Origin of the sequence: Moraxella sp. HMSC061H09 (genome assembly GCF_001809255.1) — a bacterium.
Classification (GTDB): domain Bacteria; phylum Pseudomonadota; class Gammaproteobacteria; order Pseudomonadales; family Moraxellaceae; genus Moraxella; species Moraxella catarrhalis.
The window spans coordinates 61,021-76,878 of the sequence record NZ_KV796860.1 but is presented as its reverse complement, the minus strand read 5'-3'; the positions used below and the strand labels follow the sequence as shown (position 1 = coordinate 76,878).

Sequence of the window (15,858 nt, the reverse complement as noted above, 5' to 3'; positions counted from 1 at the left end):
TGATTAATCACCACCCTCCAATAAATCCGCCTGTTTTGCTTTTTTGGTGCGTGATTTTTTAGGTTTGTCACTGTCATTATCCATTGGGCGTATCATGCTTTCAATAAAGTTAATCTCATCTTTGGATAAGCCATATTTGGCATAAAGCTGCTCATCTGTCCATGGGCGGCTAAAATCTTGCATTGGAACTAACGCATAAGTTGATTTTGTGGTATTCTGAGTATTTTTAACCAATGTAATCATAAAATGAAAAAATTTAGTGTTGATATAACTAATGACATTACTACAAATTTCTTCATTTTTAAAAGTTCCAATAACTAAATATGTTTCAGTACAAGCACTATTTAACCCTGCAAAAATTGGTTTAATTAAGTCCGTTTGGCTCTCACCAGTTCCAAATGCTTTTGGTACTAAAATTTTATTTCTTAAAATAAGTTGCTTATTATGTGTAATATCTTCAAGTTTGATATATGAAATATTATTTAAACTATACAATTTAACATTATCAGTTCTATTTTTATATGGTTCATGATGACCTGTGAAACGACTTGCCAAACGAAATGGGTTTCTTGAACTAACTAATTCACTAAATGAATTTTCAGAGAAACCTTTTACTTTTCTTAAAATTGAAATGGCTTGATTGTAACGAACAAAAACATCAATCCCTTTTTCTTTTAATGGTCTTTTTAATTGAGAAACACAATGACCGTCATCATAAGTAAAAACCTCACAATCACCATCATGTCTTTTTTCCCATAAAAAATAATTCACACCGCCTTTGATTTCCACATTATCAAAGCAGTCTTTTGAATTAGGGAAGTCATGAATTTCTTTGATGCGTCTGTCATTTAACATGCTGTCTCTAAAAGCATCAAGCCCTTTACCGCCAGTAAACCAACGGCTTGGGGTAATCATAATTAAAAATTGGGGATTGAGTTTTTTGGCTTGTTCAATAAATTTATGATATAAGGGAATTGCACTACTACCAATACCACCACCGTCATTTAATTGATACGGCGGATTGCCAATAATCACATCAAATTTCATGGTTAATAACTCCCCAAACACATCATCTCTGTCAGAATGAATAAACGCATAAGCATGATTTTCTAATCCTTGGCGATTGCCAAACACCCCTTGGCTTGCACCGCATTCACTGCATTTGCCATCTTTAAAGTGATGATGGACAGCCCCAAAAATAATATTGCCCATGTCATTATCAAACTCTTCACAAATAGACAAGGGCGAGTTGGCAATTTTGCTACAATACACGCTACGCCTTGATAATAGGGCGGTTAACCCAGTAATGGCAATGCCAAAGACTTGATTTTTTAAAATGTGGTTAATGCGAGTTTGTTTATCTGGTATTTGATTTTTTAAGCCTTTATCCAAGCGTTTGACGATTTCTCGCAGGAGCACGCCTGATTTAGATACAGGGTCTAAGAATGTCGCCTTTGGATTTGACCAAATCTCAGGCGGCAATAAATCCAGCATTTGATTGGCAAGTTTTGGCGATGTGAATACTTCATCATTAGACAGACTGGATAAACAGTCCAGCACATCGGGGTTATAGCCCAATTCAAATAGCGATAATTGACCTTGTTGAATGGCATCTAGGTCTTTTGTGATATTGCTGTCTATTTGTAAGTTGACACTGTCCATGTTATTGCTCGCTTAATTTTAGATAATGAATGGGCGGATAATCTTGAATATGTTTAGGAATAAATCCTTGATTATCGGTCAATTGGTTGTTGGTTTTTTCTACTAAGTTTTCATAGACATAATCACGCCTTTGGATAAGCGTGTCGCTGATGAGCTTCCATTCGCTAAATACAATGGGATTTCCATTTAAATCTTTTAGCGTTAACGCATTGCCACCCACGATATTTTTTGATAATAAAAACTTTGCCGTGTCAATAACAGCAGGGTCTGTTTGTTTAAAATGGCTTTGGTAATGGTCTAGGAATAAATCCAGCAATCGGCGACGGCACTCGTCACAATTATCCGCCAAAAGCTCAATGCCATAAATTGATGATATGGCACAAATGGCGTGTTTTTCATAATGAAATTGGGCATATTTGGGGGATTTTTTGCTTTTGTTGATTTGGGAAAGTCTTAGGGCGGTCGCAAGTTTTCGCCTTAAAATTTCTGCCAAAAAATTACCTGTGCCACAGGCAGGCTCTAAAAAAGTGCTGGTGATTTGCTCGGTTTGGATTTTGACCAAATCAAGCATGGCATGAACCTCACGCTCGGCGGTAAACACTTCGCCAAAATCAGCAACTCGCTTTTTAGATTTGATTTGTTGCTTGTCATCTTGTGCTTTGGCGGTATTAGTCATTTTGCTCCGCCTTTTGGACACAGTTTAGAGACGAAAAAAGCCCACATAAAAGCAGGCTTTGGTAGAAAAAGAAAAATTAGGGCGTTAAGGGGTTGACAAGTTGTATCATGTGCAGATAATCGTTGACGCTTGACGCTTGACGCTTGACGCTTGACGCCTGACGCTTGACGCTTGACGCTTGACGCTTGACGCTTTACGCTTGACGCTTGACGCTTGACGCTTGACGCTTGAAGCTTGACGCTTGACGCTTGACGCTTGACGCTTGGCGCTTGACGCTTGACGCTTGACGCTTGACGCTTTAAGACAGTTTAAAAAGACGGTAAACATGTGATGACTGGTTGATGATTTTTGCCAATATGTGTGGCTATTTTAGCACAAATTTTAACTTGGCATAAAATTTGTTCACTCTTTAGTAAAACATAAACCAACCAAGCATTAAAATTAAAATCGCCCTAAGCATGAAAATGAAAATTACTGCCATCACCCCTGCCAACACATCATCAATCAATATCCCAAATCCGCCAGAGACATTTTTATCCACCCATTTAATCGGAGGGGGCTTCATGATATCAAAAAAGCGAAATAAAACAAAAGGGACAATGAATAATAACGCAGTGCTTGGGTGGCAATACTCTAAGCCAGTTTTAGCTGTATCTTGTGTTTGAGCAAGCAACCACACACTTGGCAAAAGCGAAATCCACATGCCCACCCATTCATCAAAGACAATGTGCGGGTCATCGTGTACGCCCATCAGCTTTGAAGTTTTGCCACACACATAACTGCCAACCAAACAGCCAACCACCACAACCGCCAAAAACCCCCAAAATCCCAACAAAAGCATGGGCAAAGCAATCATAAGCCCGCCCACTGTTCCCCAAGTGCCGGGGGCTTTTTTGGGCAAACCTGTGCCAAGCCCAACCCCAAGCCAATAAATCGCCTTCTCCCAAGCCGTGGCGGTGGCAGGGCAAGGCGGGCAAGGGTTTGCTTGACGAATGTCAGGTTTGTGGCTGGTCATTGCTTTTCCTATTTTATCGTTATCTCATGTTATCTTATCCCATATTATCGCTGGTTTATCGGTCATGCGATATTAACGATGGTAATTTTAATGGGATAAGTTTTTAATGGGGGTAATTTTAAGTGGTGCGATTTTAAAAATGCTCCCACCCTTGTACTGTTAAATCCACTTTTTGATGATTAAAAATCAATGTTAACCCTTCTTGTGCCACGATTTCACCAATGGCAAAGATGCTGTTTGGATATGATTGATTAAATTGTTTAAAATTTGCTTTTGTCATGGTCAAGCACAACTGATAATCATCGCCCCCATTGATTTGATGTTGCCATTTTTGGGCATGGGGCAAGGCATCAAGCAAGGCATCACTGGGTATGGCATCAAGGTCAATCACCGCACCGACATTTGAAGCGGTTAAGATATGCCCCAAATCCTGCCCCAAACCGTCCGAGATGTCTATCATGCTATTTGCAAAGCCGATGAGCTGCCTGCCAAGTGCCACTTGTGGGGCAGGGTATTGCATGGCTTGGCGTAATTTTTCAGGCAAGCTCTCTGGCAGTCGGTTGGCGTGTCCGTCTCCATGTAAATTGTCCAAAATCCCATGCAAAGCAAGGCTTGCCAGCCCCACCGTACCACTGACACACACCACATCGCCCACGCATGCCCCTTGGCGTGTGATTGCCTGCCCATGTGGCACAAATCCAAGTGCCGTTACTGAAATCGTTAAAATGGGTGAGCTTGTGGTGTCTCCCCCAATCAGCTCTACCCCAAACGGTGTGCAAGCAGCCGCCAAACCCCCTGCAAATGCCTGACAAAAGTCGTCATTTGCCATGGACTTTGGTAAGGATAAGCCCACCAAAATGGCATAAGGCGTCGCTCCCATGCTGGCAAGGTCGGACAGATTGACCGCCACCGATTTATAAGCGATGGCGTGGGGGCTGGTCTCATGGACAAAATGCCGTCCTGCCACCAGCGTATCCACACAGCTGACCAGCTGACTGTTTGAGGGAATGTTGCTGATGGCACAGTCATCACCAATGCCCAACACGGTATGTTGGTGGGGGGCGGTTAGGTGCTTAAAATGGGTATGGATTAGGGAAAATTCGGACATGGTGGGTGATGGGTTGATGGACAAAACTTAGCGGATAAAAAGAGCAATCCGTGTTTTTATTTATCAGCTTGCACCTCTGGCTGACGCACATTTTTGGCAATCTTATCCATGACGGCATTGATAAGCTTATGAGCATCGGTTGCCCCAAAATGGACATTGAGCTTCATTGCTTCATCTAACACCACTTTGTAGGGGATATGCAGGCTATGTTTAAGCTCATAAGTGCCAATGAGTAAAATGGCGTGTTCGATAATGTCAAGTTTGGATAACTCTCTGTCAAGTTGGCTGACAATCAGGGATTCTAATTCATCAATTTGGGCAGGGATATTACGCATCAGTTCATGATAATAGCCCAAATGTACGGTGTGCATGGCATTATCGGCACGAGTTCGGGCGGCGATGGTATGTGGCTCATTACCCCCTAACAAATCTCGTCTTTGTTTGGCAAAGCGGTAATCAGTCATCAGCCATTCATACAGACCCTGCACAGCAAAACGGCGAGCCTTGCGTACGGCGGTATGGCTGGTTTTATAGCCAGTTTCGTTGATGTCAAATTGGTCATTTTGGGGGTTGGGGATGGTCATATTCGGCCTTAAAATAATACTGCATTAAAATCATCTTTTAATGGGGAAATCAAAAACCAGACAGCGATGCTATTTTTATGATGAAATCTGGGTAAATACTTTGGGTTAAAGAGCCTTTAAGACACTGACCATTTCAATGGCAGTCATGGCGGCCTCATAACCCTTATTGCCTGCTTTTGTGCCAGCTCGTTCAATGGTTTGTTCAATGTTTTCGGTGGTCAAAATGCCATTAATGACAGGAATGTCATGATGCAAAGCCACATGGCTTAAACCTTTGGCGGACTCACTTGCCACGATATCAAAATGCGGTGTCGCCCCACGGATAATCGCCCCAAGCACGACAATGGCGTCATAATTGCCCGTGGCCGCCATGCGTTTGGTGGTCAAGGGCAACTCAAATGCCCCCGGTACACGCACAACCGTGATGTTCTCACCCAGCACGCCATGACGCAACAAAGCATCCAAAGCCCCCTCTACCAAACTTTCAACCAAAAAGCCATTAAAGCGACCAACGGCAATCCCAATACGCAAATTGGCATTTTCATGTAACGCACCATCAATATGGGTTACGGCATTTTTTTGTTCGGTATAAGTTGTCATAATCTACTCTCAAAAGATGTGTCTTTTAATTATCCTAACCATTTTATCATAATTTACCGACAGTTACCCATAATTTGTTTAAGATAGTTTGTTTGATTGGTATGATGCGATAAAATTAACATTAATCAATAAAAGCTTAGGTAAATGACTGTAGACCAATGGGCTAAATTGGGCGAATGGTAATGCCTTGGTTTGCCATAAATTCTTTGGCTTGTTTAATGGTATAATCACCAAAGTGAAAAATGCTGGCAGCCAATACCGCATCAGCCTTACCTGTTAAGATACCATCTGCCAGATGCTGTAAATTGCCCACACCACCTGAGGCGATGACAGGGATATTCACCAAATCACTGATGGTGCGTGTTAATAATAAATCGTAGCCTTGGCGTGTGCCATCACCGTCCATACTGGTTACCAAAAGCTCACCTGCACCCCGCTTGGCCATCTCTACCGCCCATTGCACCGCATCAATGCCTGTGGCTTTGCGTCCGCCATGGGTAAAAATCTCCCAACGGGGTTGTCCATCGATGTCGCCTACTCGTTTGGCATCAATTGATACAACGATGCACTGATTACCAAAACGGCTGGCAGCATCATTGACGAAATCAGGATTGGTGATGGCAGCAGAATTGATACCAACTTTATCAGCACCTGCATTTAATAAATTGCGAATGTCTTCAAGCTTGCGTACGCCGCCACCGACCGTCAGCGGAATAAAAATGGTACGAGCAATTTTCTCAACCATCTCATAGGTGGTATCTCGCCCATCTACGCTTGCGGTAATATCCAAAAAGGTAATTTCATCAGCACCTTGGTCATTGTAGCGTTTGGCAACCTCAACAGGGTCGCCTGCGTCTTTAATGTCGATAAAATTGACACCTTTAACAACACGGCCATTTTCGATATCCAAGCAAGGAATTAGGCGTTTGGCTAACATGATTTTCCTTAAACAATCAATAAACAAAGGTAAAAACGGTCAAATGCTTCAGTAAAGCCATAAGCTTAACCGATAAAAGCATAAAAAGTACAGTTTATGCCAAGCATTATAGCAAGTTCTACCATCGTTTTGCACATCAATTGAATATTATGCATCATTCAAGATGGGTTGGCAGTGTTTCATCCGATCATATTTTATAAAAAATGTGACCAAGGGCAGGCATGCTTTGGTAAAATATGAAAAATTTTATCGCAATTGCCTTAAAATCTATTACAATATAGTTTTATTTTATGTTGGGGTTGCCCATGTCTGTTTATACTCACTTATCTGATGATGAATTTTTTGCCTTTTGTGGGTTGTTTGGGGTAGCATTTAAAAAAGCCGCCCCCATCACCCAAGGCATCAAAAATTCTAACTGGTTCATCCAAACTGACAGTGATGAAGATGGTGAGTTTAGCCATGTTTTTACTTTATATGAAGAGCGTGTACCTGATGATATCATTAAAATGGCAACCATCATGCACACACTCAAAGACAGGCTACCGATTGCTGCACCGCTTATCAAGATGACCGCCAAGGGCAATCATATTGGTGAGGACTGTGTGATGCGTTATGAAAATAAAGCCATCTTAATCGTCCCAAAGTTATCAGGCAGTCATCCTGTGCTGACAGATGTTGCCATGTGCCATGAAATGGGTAAAGCTTTGGCGACTTTGCATGACGCTTTAACAACCTTGCAGCCAAGTGAAGATTATGGCGTACCACTGTATGACTGGACAAGGGTCAAAGAGCGTGAAACCGCCTATATGCCTACCGATGAGGCTCGTCTCATGAACGATATCTGGACAGCCTATGCCAATTTACCTGATGACTTGCCCAAAGGCTTGTGCCATTTGGACATGTTTGCAGATAATACGCTGTGGGATTTTACGGGCGATACACCAAAGCTGACAGGACTGCTTGATTTTACCGAGGTATCTGTTGAGCATTATCTGATGGACATTGCCATCACCATCAACGATTTTTGTACCACATGGGGCAATGCCAATGACGGCGAGAGCGTGAATTTTAACACGAACAAAATGACTGCTTTTATAGACGGCTATGCGAGTGTCCGCCCCTTAACGGACAACGAAAAAACCGCCTTGCCTGTGATGCTTGCCTATAGTGCCACCATTTTTTGGCTTTTGCGACTAAATGTCATTTATTACAACCGTGAACAAGGACGCACAGGCGATAACATCATGGTCAAAAATCCCGACTTGATGAAACGCTTGGCAAGTTATCATTGGGCAAAGGTGAAATAATCATGTGTCAACTGCTTGGAATGAATGCCAATACACCCACTGACATTGGATTTAGCTTTACAGGGTTTAGAAAGCGTGGCGGACTTACCGACTATCATGAAGATGGCTTTGGCATTGTCTTTTTTGAGCGGACAGCATTGGGTGATATTGGGCTTCGTCAGTTTCATGATGATAAACCCAGCCATTTATCGCCTGTGGCTGATTTGGTGAATCATTATCCCATTGAAGCGATGAATGTGATTGCCCATATTCGCAAGGCAACCACAGGGGGTCATGGACTGGCCAATATTCATCCTTTTGTGCGAGAAGTTTGGGGAGAACAATGGGCATTTGCCCATAATGGGCAGATGAGCGATGGCTTTATTCGTCGCACCCAAAGGCTGATGACTAATGGTAATGCAGAACATTATGCACCTGTTGGCACCACAGACAGTGAGCTTGCGTTTTGTTATCTCTTAAACCGCCTAAAAGCAACCTTTAAAACACGCCCAACTGATGAGATGTTGTTTGCTTTTTTGACGGCACAGTGCCGATATTTGGCGGCAAATGGGCTGTTTAATTGCTTAATTTCAAATGGCAATTGGCAATTGGCGTATGCAGGCAGTTTGTTATTTTATTTGACACGCAAAGCGCCCTTTGGTGAGGCGACGCTGTCTGATGGCGAGATGACGGTGAATTTTAGTGATGTAACTACTGATAAAGATAAGGTCACGATTTTGGTAACCATTCCGTTGACTGACAATGAGCAATGGCAGCAATTAGCGGTGGATGAATGTATCGTTTTTCACGATGGTGAGATGGTGTTCAAAGACACCCCAAGCAAAAAAACTTATCTAAGCATTGAAGAAGGCATAAAGCTGGCATGCAGTGTGGGAGCTAGCGTATGAAAGATATCAAAGGCATCGCTCAAGCTGAGCTGGACTTTTGGCCAAGTTTTCAGCAAATCAACCAAGCCATGCCTCATCTGATGCCTTATGCTGATATTCATCGAGCCTTTGGTGAAACCTATCAAGGGGGGCATTTGTCAGCATGGATAAATGATTATTTTCAATTATCTAATATTTATCCCTGTCTACAGGTGGCAAATACACCGCTTCAATTCACCGCTCAAGATGATTTGCCACATGGCACAGCATACGAAATGTACATTCATCAAACCGCCAAAATTCCCACGCGTGACAATCTGCATGATTGGTTTGGGGCGTGCGTTTGGTCAGTATTTCCAAAAACCAAATCCATGCTAAATGCCAAGCATATTGCGCATTTTGCTCATCAAAACACAAGCAATGGTCGAAATCGTGTGCGTGATACCATTACAGTTTTTGATGAAAATGGGGCAATTTTTGTGGTCAGCGAAGACACCATTGGCACTCAGATTGGTGATGCCTTGGTGGCATTTGATTGGCAAAATTGTTTGGTGAATACACGCCAATATTGGTACCATCTGTTACAGCCAGATACGCACGCCAAAGTATTTGTCTTTGGGCATGCGCTGCTTGAGCAACTGATTTCACCTTATAAATCCTTATGTGCCCACACGCTTATCGTGCATGTACCCAAAGCGTTTTTTGAGCTATCGCAGCCTGAGCAATTAAAGCGTATCGACGAGATATTATGCAATCAATTAAATGATTTTTTGGTGGAGGGTGTGACACCAAAGCATTTGCATCCATTGCCAATTTTAGGTGTACCACATTTTTGGGATAATGCCGATCCAAGCTTTTATCAAGATGCGTTTGTTTTTCGTGCAGGTCGGCAAAAGCAGGCAAAAACCACCACATAGGTTTTATCATCATTGATTAATCCGTCTTATTAGGCTAAAGTGCGAAATGACAGCTTAACCAGCTGCTCATCAAGGTACTGCTTGCCATTTTATGTGCCAAAACGACCCAATGCTCGGATAAAATCGGCTGATGATGGTGCAACATAAATTAAAACCAAAATAATGACATATAAAAAAATATAACCAAACGGTTTTTTTATCTCAAAAAATTTAAAGGCAGTACCAGCTGATTTTTTGAGCCTTAAGCCATAAATATTGACGCCATAAATTTCATCCAAGATCAAATGAATCAGCGCACCCATGAATAAGGCAGCACCAAATAGCCAGCTGACAAATGCCGTCAATTTTAGTCCATAAAACGCCCCACATACCAATAGTAGCCCAAACATTGCCATATAAGGCACAGAATGCACCATACCACGATGGACTGTTAGGCGACTAAAAGTGCCAAATAAGCCAAGCCTGAGTAATAAAAACGCACCCATCCACAAAATCAAAGAGTCAATCAAAAGCCTGTCAGCATGATAGCGGTTGGCGTATAAAATGGTGATTAGTGTCGAGACGACCAATGAGGCGATTAAAAAGCCTTGAGAAGCAGGCTTTGAGTGGTCAAGATCAATATCAGGCAACAGGCTGCCTAATGTCCCAACAGCCAAACAAAGCACCGCTGTCGTTAAGCCATATAATTCAAAATAAAAACCAAAAGCGGCGATGATGGTACTGCCAATAACACCAGCGGTGAGATGTGTATGAAAATTTGCCATAATTTAATTTAAACTGTGCTTTAACCAAAACTTTAAAGCAAAAATAAATCAACAAAAAAGCCAGTCATGTGATCAGACTGGCTATTTGCTTCTTTGTAAGAAAAATATTGGCATCCCATAGGGGATTCGAACCCCTGTTACCGCCGTGAAAGGGCGGTGTCCTAGGCCTCTAGACGAATGGGACGCAAGTAAAAGTACTTAGACTTTTAAATAAAGCAGTCACTATTTTTAAATTAAAAAAATGAGTAACTGCCAAAAATGTAAGAAATTGCCTAGGTGCTTACATTTTTGTACGAGATTAGTTATGGTGGAGCTAAGCGGAGTCGAACCGCTGACCCCTTGCATGCCATGCAAGTGCTCTACCAACTGAGCTATAGCCCCATACTAAGCTAATGACAGCGTATTATACAGAATAAATTTGAGCCGTCAAGCATTTTTTGCATTTTTTAAGCATTTTTTCAACAATACAGGCAAAATACAGACCTTGAGTACTATGGCATAAAGTGGATTAACTAACCGTCATGGCATAAGGCTTTGGTATTTAGGCTAAAAAATTAGGCAGAGATTTATTTTTCTCTTCTAATTTTTTGAGCTTTTTCTTGCCCAATCCACCAAGTATCTCACAAGCGTGCCGTAAGCGTGCCAAAGTCATATCTGCACCGATGATGTGCATGGAATTCATCACAGGTGTGCTTGAGGTCGAGCCTGCAATCGCCACAAAAAATGGCTGCATAAAATCTTTTAATTTAATGTCAAAATGTGCCGCCAAGCCTTTAAGGGTTTGGTAAATATTCTCTTCGCTCCAAATGGGCAAGTTTTCTAATTGCCAAGTCGCCAAATATAAAATTTCTAATATCTGCTCATTATCTAGGCTTTTGTAGGCAAAATCTTCGGCAGTGATGGCGGGTAAATTTTGAAAATAAAAACCTGCCCAGTTGATTGCATCGGATAATAAATTAATGCGTGGCTGAATGGCACGAGCGATGGCGGTGAGTTTAGTGTCATCGCTTGCCCATGCCAAGATTTTATTTTTTAGGTCGTCAACGGATAATGTCCGCAGATATTCACCGTTGAGCCAGTATAGCTTTTCAATATCAAAGACAGGACCGCCCAAGGAAATACGCTGGATATCAAAGCTTTGAATCATCTCATCTAGGGTGAATTTTTCTTGTTCATTTGGCAAACTGTAACCCATGCGACCCAGATAATTCATCAATGCCTCAGGGAGTATGCCTGCATCTCGATAGTAGGTAATGGAGGTTGGATTTTTACGCTTAGACAGCTTAGATTTATCGGGGTTTCTAAGTAGTGGCATATGACAAAGCTCTGGCATTTGCCAGCCAAAATATTCATATAACAGCTGATGCTTGGGTGCTGAGGGCAACCACTCTTCACCACGCAAAACATGGGTGATTTGCATCAAATGGTCATCAACCACATTGGCAAGATGGTAAGTCGGCAGACCGTCAGTTTTTAGCAAAACCTGCATATCTACCTGTTCCCAAGGAATGACAACTTCACCACGCAGCATATCTTTGATGGTACAAACGCCGTTTGATGGTACACGCATACGAATCACAAATGGTTTGCCTTGGGCGACCAACGCATCTGATTCTTCTCGTGATAAATTGGCATAGCGACCATCGTATTTAACGGGCAAACCTGCTGCCATCTGTGCTTCTCGCATGGCATCAAGTTCTTCGGGTGTGCAAAAACAGCGAAATGCATGTCCATCATCTAACAGCTGCTCGGCGTATTTTTTATAAATATCGGCACGTTCAGATTGACGATAAGGCGCATGCGGGCCGCCCACATCCGGACCTTCTGCCCAAGATAATCCAGCCCATTTTAGTGCATCTAGAATCATTTGTTCAGATTGCTTAGTAGAACGGACTTGGTCGGTATCTTCGATGCGTAAAATAAATTCACCACCCATGGATTTGGCGAATACTAAGTTAAACAGTGCAATATAAGCGGTGCCTACATGAGGAAAGCCAGTTGGGCTTGGTGCGATTCGGGTGCGTACAGGTCGTGTCATGATTTTCTCTAACTTAGGAAAACGAATTGTTTGTGCTATGATAACAAATCGCCACAGTTTTTGGTAGAGACAGTCACACGCTTTATAAAATGATGAAAAATATTGAAAAATGTACAAACAATACAATAACGTACACAAAAAATTTTGATAAACTTCCCACAACTCTTTGATTTATTGATAAAATAGTAAGGTTATGTTCCCATCTGATGATATTTTATTCGGCGAATAGATATCTAAGCAACTGGCATAGCATTCATCATTTTTGCTAAATAACCACAGTGAGCACCATGTCAAACACCATTTCCACCTCTGATGAATTTAGTCATACGACGGTTTTGTTACCAGAAACAGTTGCGATGGTGCTTGGTGTCAAACAATTAAACGATGTCACTTCAAAAGTTTCAGGTGTGTATGTGGATGCCACTTTTGGGCGTGGTGGACATAGCCAGCTTTTGCTTGAATATTTGGCACCTGAGGCAACTTTGGCGGTCTTTGATAAAGACCCAGAAGCCATCGCTGTCGCCAAAAGTCTGGCAGCACAAGATACACGCATTAAGGTTGTGCATGACAGCTTTGCTCACTTAACAAAAAATTTACAGGCATTGGGTATTGATAAAATTGATGGTTTGATGGCGGATTTGGGTGTCTCAAGCCCCCAGTTAGACGATGGAACTCGTGGCTTTAGTTTCATGCGTGATGGCGTAGTTGATATGCGTATGGATACCACACGAGGTGAGCCTGTCTCTGAGTGGTTACAGCGTGTATCGGCGGATGAGCTGGCTGATGTGTTGTATGAATATGGCGAAGAACGCCATTCTCGCAAGATTGCCCGAGCGATTAAGTCCATGCAAAATTACACTTCCACACGACAATTAGCCGAAGTCATCAAGCAAGCCCATCCTGCATGGCAAAAAGGCAAACATCCTGCCACTCAAAGCTTTCAAGCAATGCGTATTTTTATTAATAATGAGCTTGGAGATGTGGAGGCATTTTTGGCACAAAGTATCGGGGTGCTAAAAGCAGGTGGTATGCTTGCGGTGATTAGTTTTCATTCGCTTGAAGATCGTTTGATTAAGCAGTTTTTGCAGCGTCACAGTCGTGGACAGTATGAAGAAGATGCACGCCTGCCGATCATCCCTAAGCGTCCAAAATATTTTGGTAAACCAAAGCGTATTGGGCCTTGTGATCAGGAAGTTAAAGCCAATCCCAGAGCTCGCAGTGCGTGGCTGCGTGGTGCTGTGCGTAGTGATGTCGCTTTGGTGGCACAAGACGAAGATTGATATATTTTATTTGATAGGTGGCGATTTTCATGAGCAACACTCCTTTGATGACAACACTCAACTCAAGCATGACTTGGGTTTTGCGTTTGGTGTTGGCGGTTTTGGTTGTGATGATTTTTGCAACCGCTTTGGGCATCGTCACCCAAACCCAAGAGCGACACGAAGCCTATATTGAATTACAAAAACGCAGTCGTGAATTAAATGAGCTAAAAATTGAAGAGCAAAGGTTGATGATTGAGCAGCAAACATTCAGTGCCACGCCGCAAGTTGCTCAGCGTGCCGTCAGTGAGCTTGGAATGTTTTTTCCGACCAATGAAAACCGCCGTGTCATTACGCCGAGTGCTAAGCCTGACTCTGAGCCAAGCCAAAATAGCGAGTAAAGCATGACCAAACAAAGAAAAAATCCAAAAACTGGCTCAGCGACGACAGCAGCGTCTTTACACCGTCCAAAGGCGTCTGCCAAGACTTTTGGGATTTTAACCAAAAAACGCATCAAAAAATCTGGCGCTAATTTGGCTGGTGGCAAGCAAGATGCTTGGCGATATTTGATCATTGGGGGGTTGATGCTGTGTATATTTATGGCGATTTTTGCACGCGCATTTTATCTACAGATCGTCAATCCGCAGTTTTTTATTGATAAAGGTGATGAGCTGATTACGGGCAAACGCATTGAACCTGCGTATCGAGGTGTCATCACAGATCGTGAAGGTGCACCTTTGGCTGCCAATGCACCATTATATACGGTATTTTTTGATCCTTATGCCTATGCCGAAGAATATTATCGCTTAGACAATGAAATAAAAACCACCAAAAGTGAAACCGCCAAACAAAAAGCACTCAAAAAACTCAAAGAAATGGACTTGGTTAGGTTGGCAGCGGCGGCAAATTATCCGCTTGAAAAACTTGAAGCGGCCGTTGGGATTGATCATACACTTGACACCTCTAATAGCCAAAAAGTCAAAGAAGCTTTACCAAAAGGTGCAAGCTCACGCCGTTTGGTGCTATTAAACCGTGTATCACCTGAAGTTGCCAAATCCGTCACAGATTTGGGGTTATTTGCCATTGGTCGTGAGCAGTATTTTCAACGCTACTATTTACAAGCTGAACCCAATGCACAGCTTTTGGGTTATATGGCTCAGTCAAGTGACGAGACTCAAGGCGGCTATATTGGGCGTGCAGGCATTGAGGCTAAATATAATGAGCGTTTGGCGGGCAAAGATGGCAAGGTACAGATTTTGCGTGGTACTGGTCGGCAGCCCATTCAAGAGATTGAGCAAATTGAACCGCTGATTGAAGGCGAAAACATTCGCTTAACGATTGACTCACGATTGCAGTATGTGCTTTATAAAGAGCTTGAGCAGGTTGGGCGTTTACAGTCGGCGCGTTCAAGCTCAGGCATGGTGGTTGATGTTAAGACGGGTGAAGTGCTGGCGATGGGGTCATGGCCATCTTTTAATTCTAATAATTTGTCCGAACGAGATGGTGCTAACGAAAGAAACCGCCCCGTGCTTGATGTGTTTGAGCCAGGCTCGGTGATGAAACCGTTCACGGTGGCAGCCGCGCTTGAATCGGGCAAATACACCACCAATTCTGTCATCGATACCAGTCCAGGCAGCGTGTCAGTGGGTGGATATACGATCCGTGACGGCGGTAATTATGGCGCCATCACGCTAGATAAACTGATCCAAAAATCCAGTAATGTTGCCTCAACAAAAATTGCGTTAAATCTACCGACTGACGCCATCGCTAATACACAGCTTAAATTTGGCTTTGGCCGCAAGACGGCACTGGATTTCCCTGCTGAGGCATCGGGACGAGTTAGCATTCCAAAAGAGCGTGAGCTGTCACGCCGTGCAACACTAAGTTATGGTTATGGTCAGCAAGTCACATTAGCACAGTTGACCCAAGCTTATGCAGCACTTGGCAATCAGGGGCTGATGCAGCCGTTAAAACTTGTCAAAGATCAAACAATACCCAAACCCACTCAGGTTATTAGTGCAGGTCATGCCGAAGCCATTGTGCGTATGATGGAGCTTGTGACAGGGCCAGGTGGCTCAGGTCAAGCCGCCGCCATCAATGGCTATCGTGTGGCGGGTAAAACAGG

General features: G+C 42.9%; 16 protein-coding genes and 2 tRNA genes. 6 read left to right on the top strand and 12 right to left on the bottom strand.

Annotated elements, in window-relative coordinates:
* Positions 1-3: 3 nt before the first annotated feature.
* The 8 genes from HMPREF2573_RS08675 to hisF form a co-directional block, all read right to left on the bottom strand.
* Positions 4-1,662: an Eco57I restriction-modification methylase domain-containing protein gene (locus HMPREF2573_RS08675; RefSeq protein ID WP_003657273.1), complete on the bottom strand. Its 1,659-nt coding sequence runs from the start codon at positions 1,660-1,662 to the stop codon at positions 4-6.
* A 1-nt stretch (position 1,663) separates the two neighbouring features.
* On the bottom strand, positions 1,664-2,338 hold the full coding sequence (locus HMPREF2573_RS08670; RefSeq protein WP_070473212.1) for a restriction endonuclease subunit M: 675 nt from the start codon (positions 2,336-2,338) through the stop codon (positions 1,664-1,666).
* Positions 2,339-2,443: 105 nt separating this feature from the next.
* A complete protein-coding gene (locus HMPREF2573_RS08665; protein ID WP_070473210.1) occupies positions 2,444-2,665 on the bottom strand; it encodes a 50S ribosomal protein L19 in 222 nt (73 codons plus the stop codon).
* A gap of 82 nt (positions 2,666-2,747) precedes the next feature.
* The gene (locus tag HMPREF2573_RS08660) at positions 2,748-3,353 is read right to left on the bottom strand and encodes a phosphatidylglycerophosphatase A family protein (RefSeq protein ID WP_070473207.1); all 606 of its coding nucleotides are present in this window, start codon (positions 3,351-3,353) and stop codon (positions 2,748-2,750) included.
* 133 nt (positions 3,354-3,486) lie between these two features.
* A complete protein-coding gene (gene thiL, locus HMPREF2573_RS08655) occupies positions 3,487-4,461 on the bottom strand; it encodes a thiamine-phosphate kinase (protein ID WP_070473204.1) in 975 nt (324 codons plus the stop codon).
* A gap of 56 nt (positions 4,462-4,517) precedes the next feature.
* Positions 4,518-5,045 (bottom strand): transcription antitermination factor NusB, encoded by a 528-nt coding sequence (gene nusB, locus HMPREF2573_RS08650; protein ID WP_003657283.1) that lies wholly within the window; start codon positions 5,043-5,045, stop codon positions 4,518-4,520.
* 105 nt (positions 5,046-5,150) lie between these two features.
* Entirely contained in the window at positions 5,151-5,645 is a 495-nt protein-coding gene (ribE, locus tag HMPREF2573_RS08645; protein WP_003662899.1) for a 6,7-dimethyl-8-ribityllumazine synthase, read from the bottom strand.
* A gap of 163 nt (positions 5,646-5,808) precedes the next feature.
* Positions 5,809-6,585 (bottom strand): imidazole glycerol phosphate synthase subunit HisF, encoded by a 777-nt coding sequence (hisF, locus tag HMPREF2573_RS08640; protein ID WP_304439945.1) that lies wholly within the window; start codon positions 6,583-6,585, stop codon positions 5,809-5,811.
* A 302-nt stretch (positions 6,586-6,887) separates the two neighbouring features.
* On the opposite strand from hisF, the gene HMPREF2573_RS08635 reads away from it, so the two are divergent.
* The 3 genes from HMPREF2573_RS08635 to HMPREF2573_RS08625 are packed head-to-tail and all read left to right on the top strand — an operon-like array spanning position 6,888 to position 9,672.
* A complete protein-coding gene (locus tag HMPREF2573_RS08635; protein WP_070473202.1) occupies positions 6,888-7,889 on the top strand; it encodes a homoserine kinase in 1,002 nt (333 codons plus the stop codon).
* Between the two features lie 2 nt (positions 7,890-7,891).
* Positions 7,892-8,776 (top strand): class II glutamine amidotransferase, encoded by an 885-nt coding sequence (locus HMPREF2573_RS08630; RefSeq protein ID WP_003660453.1) that lies wholly within the window; start codon positions 7,892-7,894, stop codon positions 8,774-8,776.
* Positions 8,773-9,672 (top strand): DUF3025 domain-containing protein, encoded by a 900-nt coding sequence (locus HMPREF2573_RS08625; protein ID WP_070473199.1) that lies wholly within the window; start codon positions 8,773-8,775, stop codon positions 9,670-9,672. Before HMPREF2573_RS08630 ends, HMPREF2573_RS08625 begins: the two co-directional genes overlap by 4 nt.
* A gap of 89 nt (positions 9,673-9,761) precedes the next feature.
* Here the strand turns inward: HMPREF2573_RS08625 and HMPREF2573_RS08620 are convergent, their stop codons facing one another.
* From HMPREF2573_RS08620 to gltX, 4 genes are all read right to left on the bottom strand, one after another.
* Complete coding sequence (locus tag HMPREF2573_RS08620) at positions 9,762-10,436, bottom strand: metal-dependent hydrolase (RefSeq protein WP_003660455.1); 675 nt, start codon at positions 10,434-10,436, stop codon at positions 9,762-9,764.
* A gap of 108 nt (positions 10,437-10,544) precedes the next feature.
* Positions 10,545-10,620: transfer RNA gene (locus HMPREF2573_RS08615), tRNA-Glu, on the bottom strand.
* 121 nt (positions 10,621-10,741) lie between these two features.
* Positions 10,742-10,817, bottom strand: a tRNA-Ala gene (locus tag HMPREF2573_RS08610).
* A gap of 160 nt (positions 10,818-10,977) precedes the next feature.
* Positions 10,978-12,501, bottom strand: coding sequence for a glutamate--tRNA ligase (gene gltX, locus HMPREF2573_RS08605; protein ID WP_369801715.1), 1,524 nt, complete (start codon positions 12,499-12,501; stop codon positions 10,978-10,980).
* Between the two features lie 260 nt (positions 12,502-12,761).
* Here gltX and rsmH point away from each other — a divergent pair, with 260 nt between their 5' ends.
* The 3 genes from rsmH to HMPREF2573_RS08590 form a co-directional block, all read left to right on the top strand.
* The gene (gene rsmH / locus HMPREF2573_RS08600) at positions 12,762-13,754 is read left to right on the top strand and encodes a 16S rRNA (cytosine(1402)-N(4))-methyltransferase RsmH (protein WP_003664973.1); all 993 of its coding nucleotides are present in this window, start codon (positions 12,762-12,764) and stop codon (positions 13,752-13,754) included.
* Positions 13,755-13,783: 29 nt separating this feature from the next.
* Positions 13,784-14,134, top strand: a complete 351-nt coding sequence (locus HMPREF2573_RS08595; RefSeq protein ID WP_003657301.1) for a cell division protein FtsL — start codon at positions 13,784-13,786, stop codon at positions 14,132-14,134.
* A gap of 3 nt (positions 14,135-14,137) precedes the next feature.
* A partial coding sequence (locus HMPREF2573_RS08590; protein ID WP_228141169.1) for a peptidoglycan D,D-transpeptidase FtsI family protein occupies positions 14,138-15,858 on the top strand: 1,721 nt, incomplete at its 3' end.

What these genes read in the sequence shown, in the direction of transcription:
- HMPREF2573_RS08675 (WP_003657273.1), bottom strand. Translation starts at nt 1,662, where the DNA reads ATGGACAGTGTCAACTTACAAATAGACAGCAATATCACAAAAGACCTA.
- HMPREF2573_RS08670 (WP_070473212.1), bottom strand. Translation starts at nt 2,338, where the DNA reads ATGACTAATACCGCCAAAGCACAAGATGACAAGCAACAAATCAAATCT.
- HMPREF2573_RS08665 (WP_070473210.1), bottom strand. Translation starts at nt 2,665, where the DNA reads ATGTTTACCGTCTTTTTAAACTGTCTTAAAGCGTCAAGCGTCAAGCGT.
- HMPREF2573_RS08660 (WP_070473207.1), bottom strand. Translation starts at nt 3,353, where the DNA reads ATGACCAGCCACAAACCTGACATTCGTCAAGCAAACCCTTGCCCGCCT.
- thiL (WP_070473204.1), bottom strand. Translation starts at nt 4,461, where the DNA reads ATGTCCGAATTTTCCCTAATCCATACCCATTTTAAGCACCTAACCGCC.
- nusB (WP_003657283.1), bottom strand. Translation starts at nt 5,045, where the DNA reads ATGACCATCCCCAACCCCCAAAATGACCAATTTGACATCAACGAAACT.
- ribE (WP_003662899.1), bottom strand. Translation starts at nt 5,645, where the DNA reads ATGACAACTTATACCGAACAAAAAAATGCCGTAACCCATATTGATGGT.
- HMPREF2573_RS08635 (WP_070473202.1), top strand. Translation starts at nt 6,888, where the DNA reads ATGTCTGTTTATACTCACTTATCTGATGATGAATTTTTTGCCTTTTGT.
- HMPREF2573_RS08630 (WP_003660453.1), top strand. Translation starts at nt 7,892, where the DNA reads ATGTGTCAACTGCTTGGAATGAATGCCAATACACCCACTGACATTGGA.
- HMPREF2573_RS08625 (WP_070473199.1), top strand. Translation starts at nt 8,773, where the DNA reads ATGAAAGATATCAAAGGCATCGCTCAAGCTGAGCTGGACTTTTGGCCA.
- HMPREF2573_RS08620 (WP_003660455.1), bottom strand. Translation starts at nt 10,436, where the DNA reads ATGGCAAATTTTCATACACATCTCACCGCTGGTGTTATTGGCAGTACC.
- rsmH (WP_003664973.1), top strand. Translation starts at nt 12,762, where the DNA reads ATGTCAAACACCATTTCCACCTCTGATGAATTTAGTCATACGACGGTT.
- HMPREF2573_RS08595 (WP_003657301.1), top strand. Translation starts at nt 13,784, where the DNA reads ATGAGCAACACTCCTTTGATGACAACACTCAACTCAAGCATGACTTGG.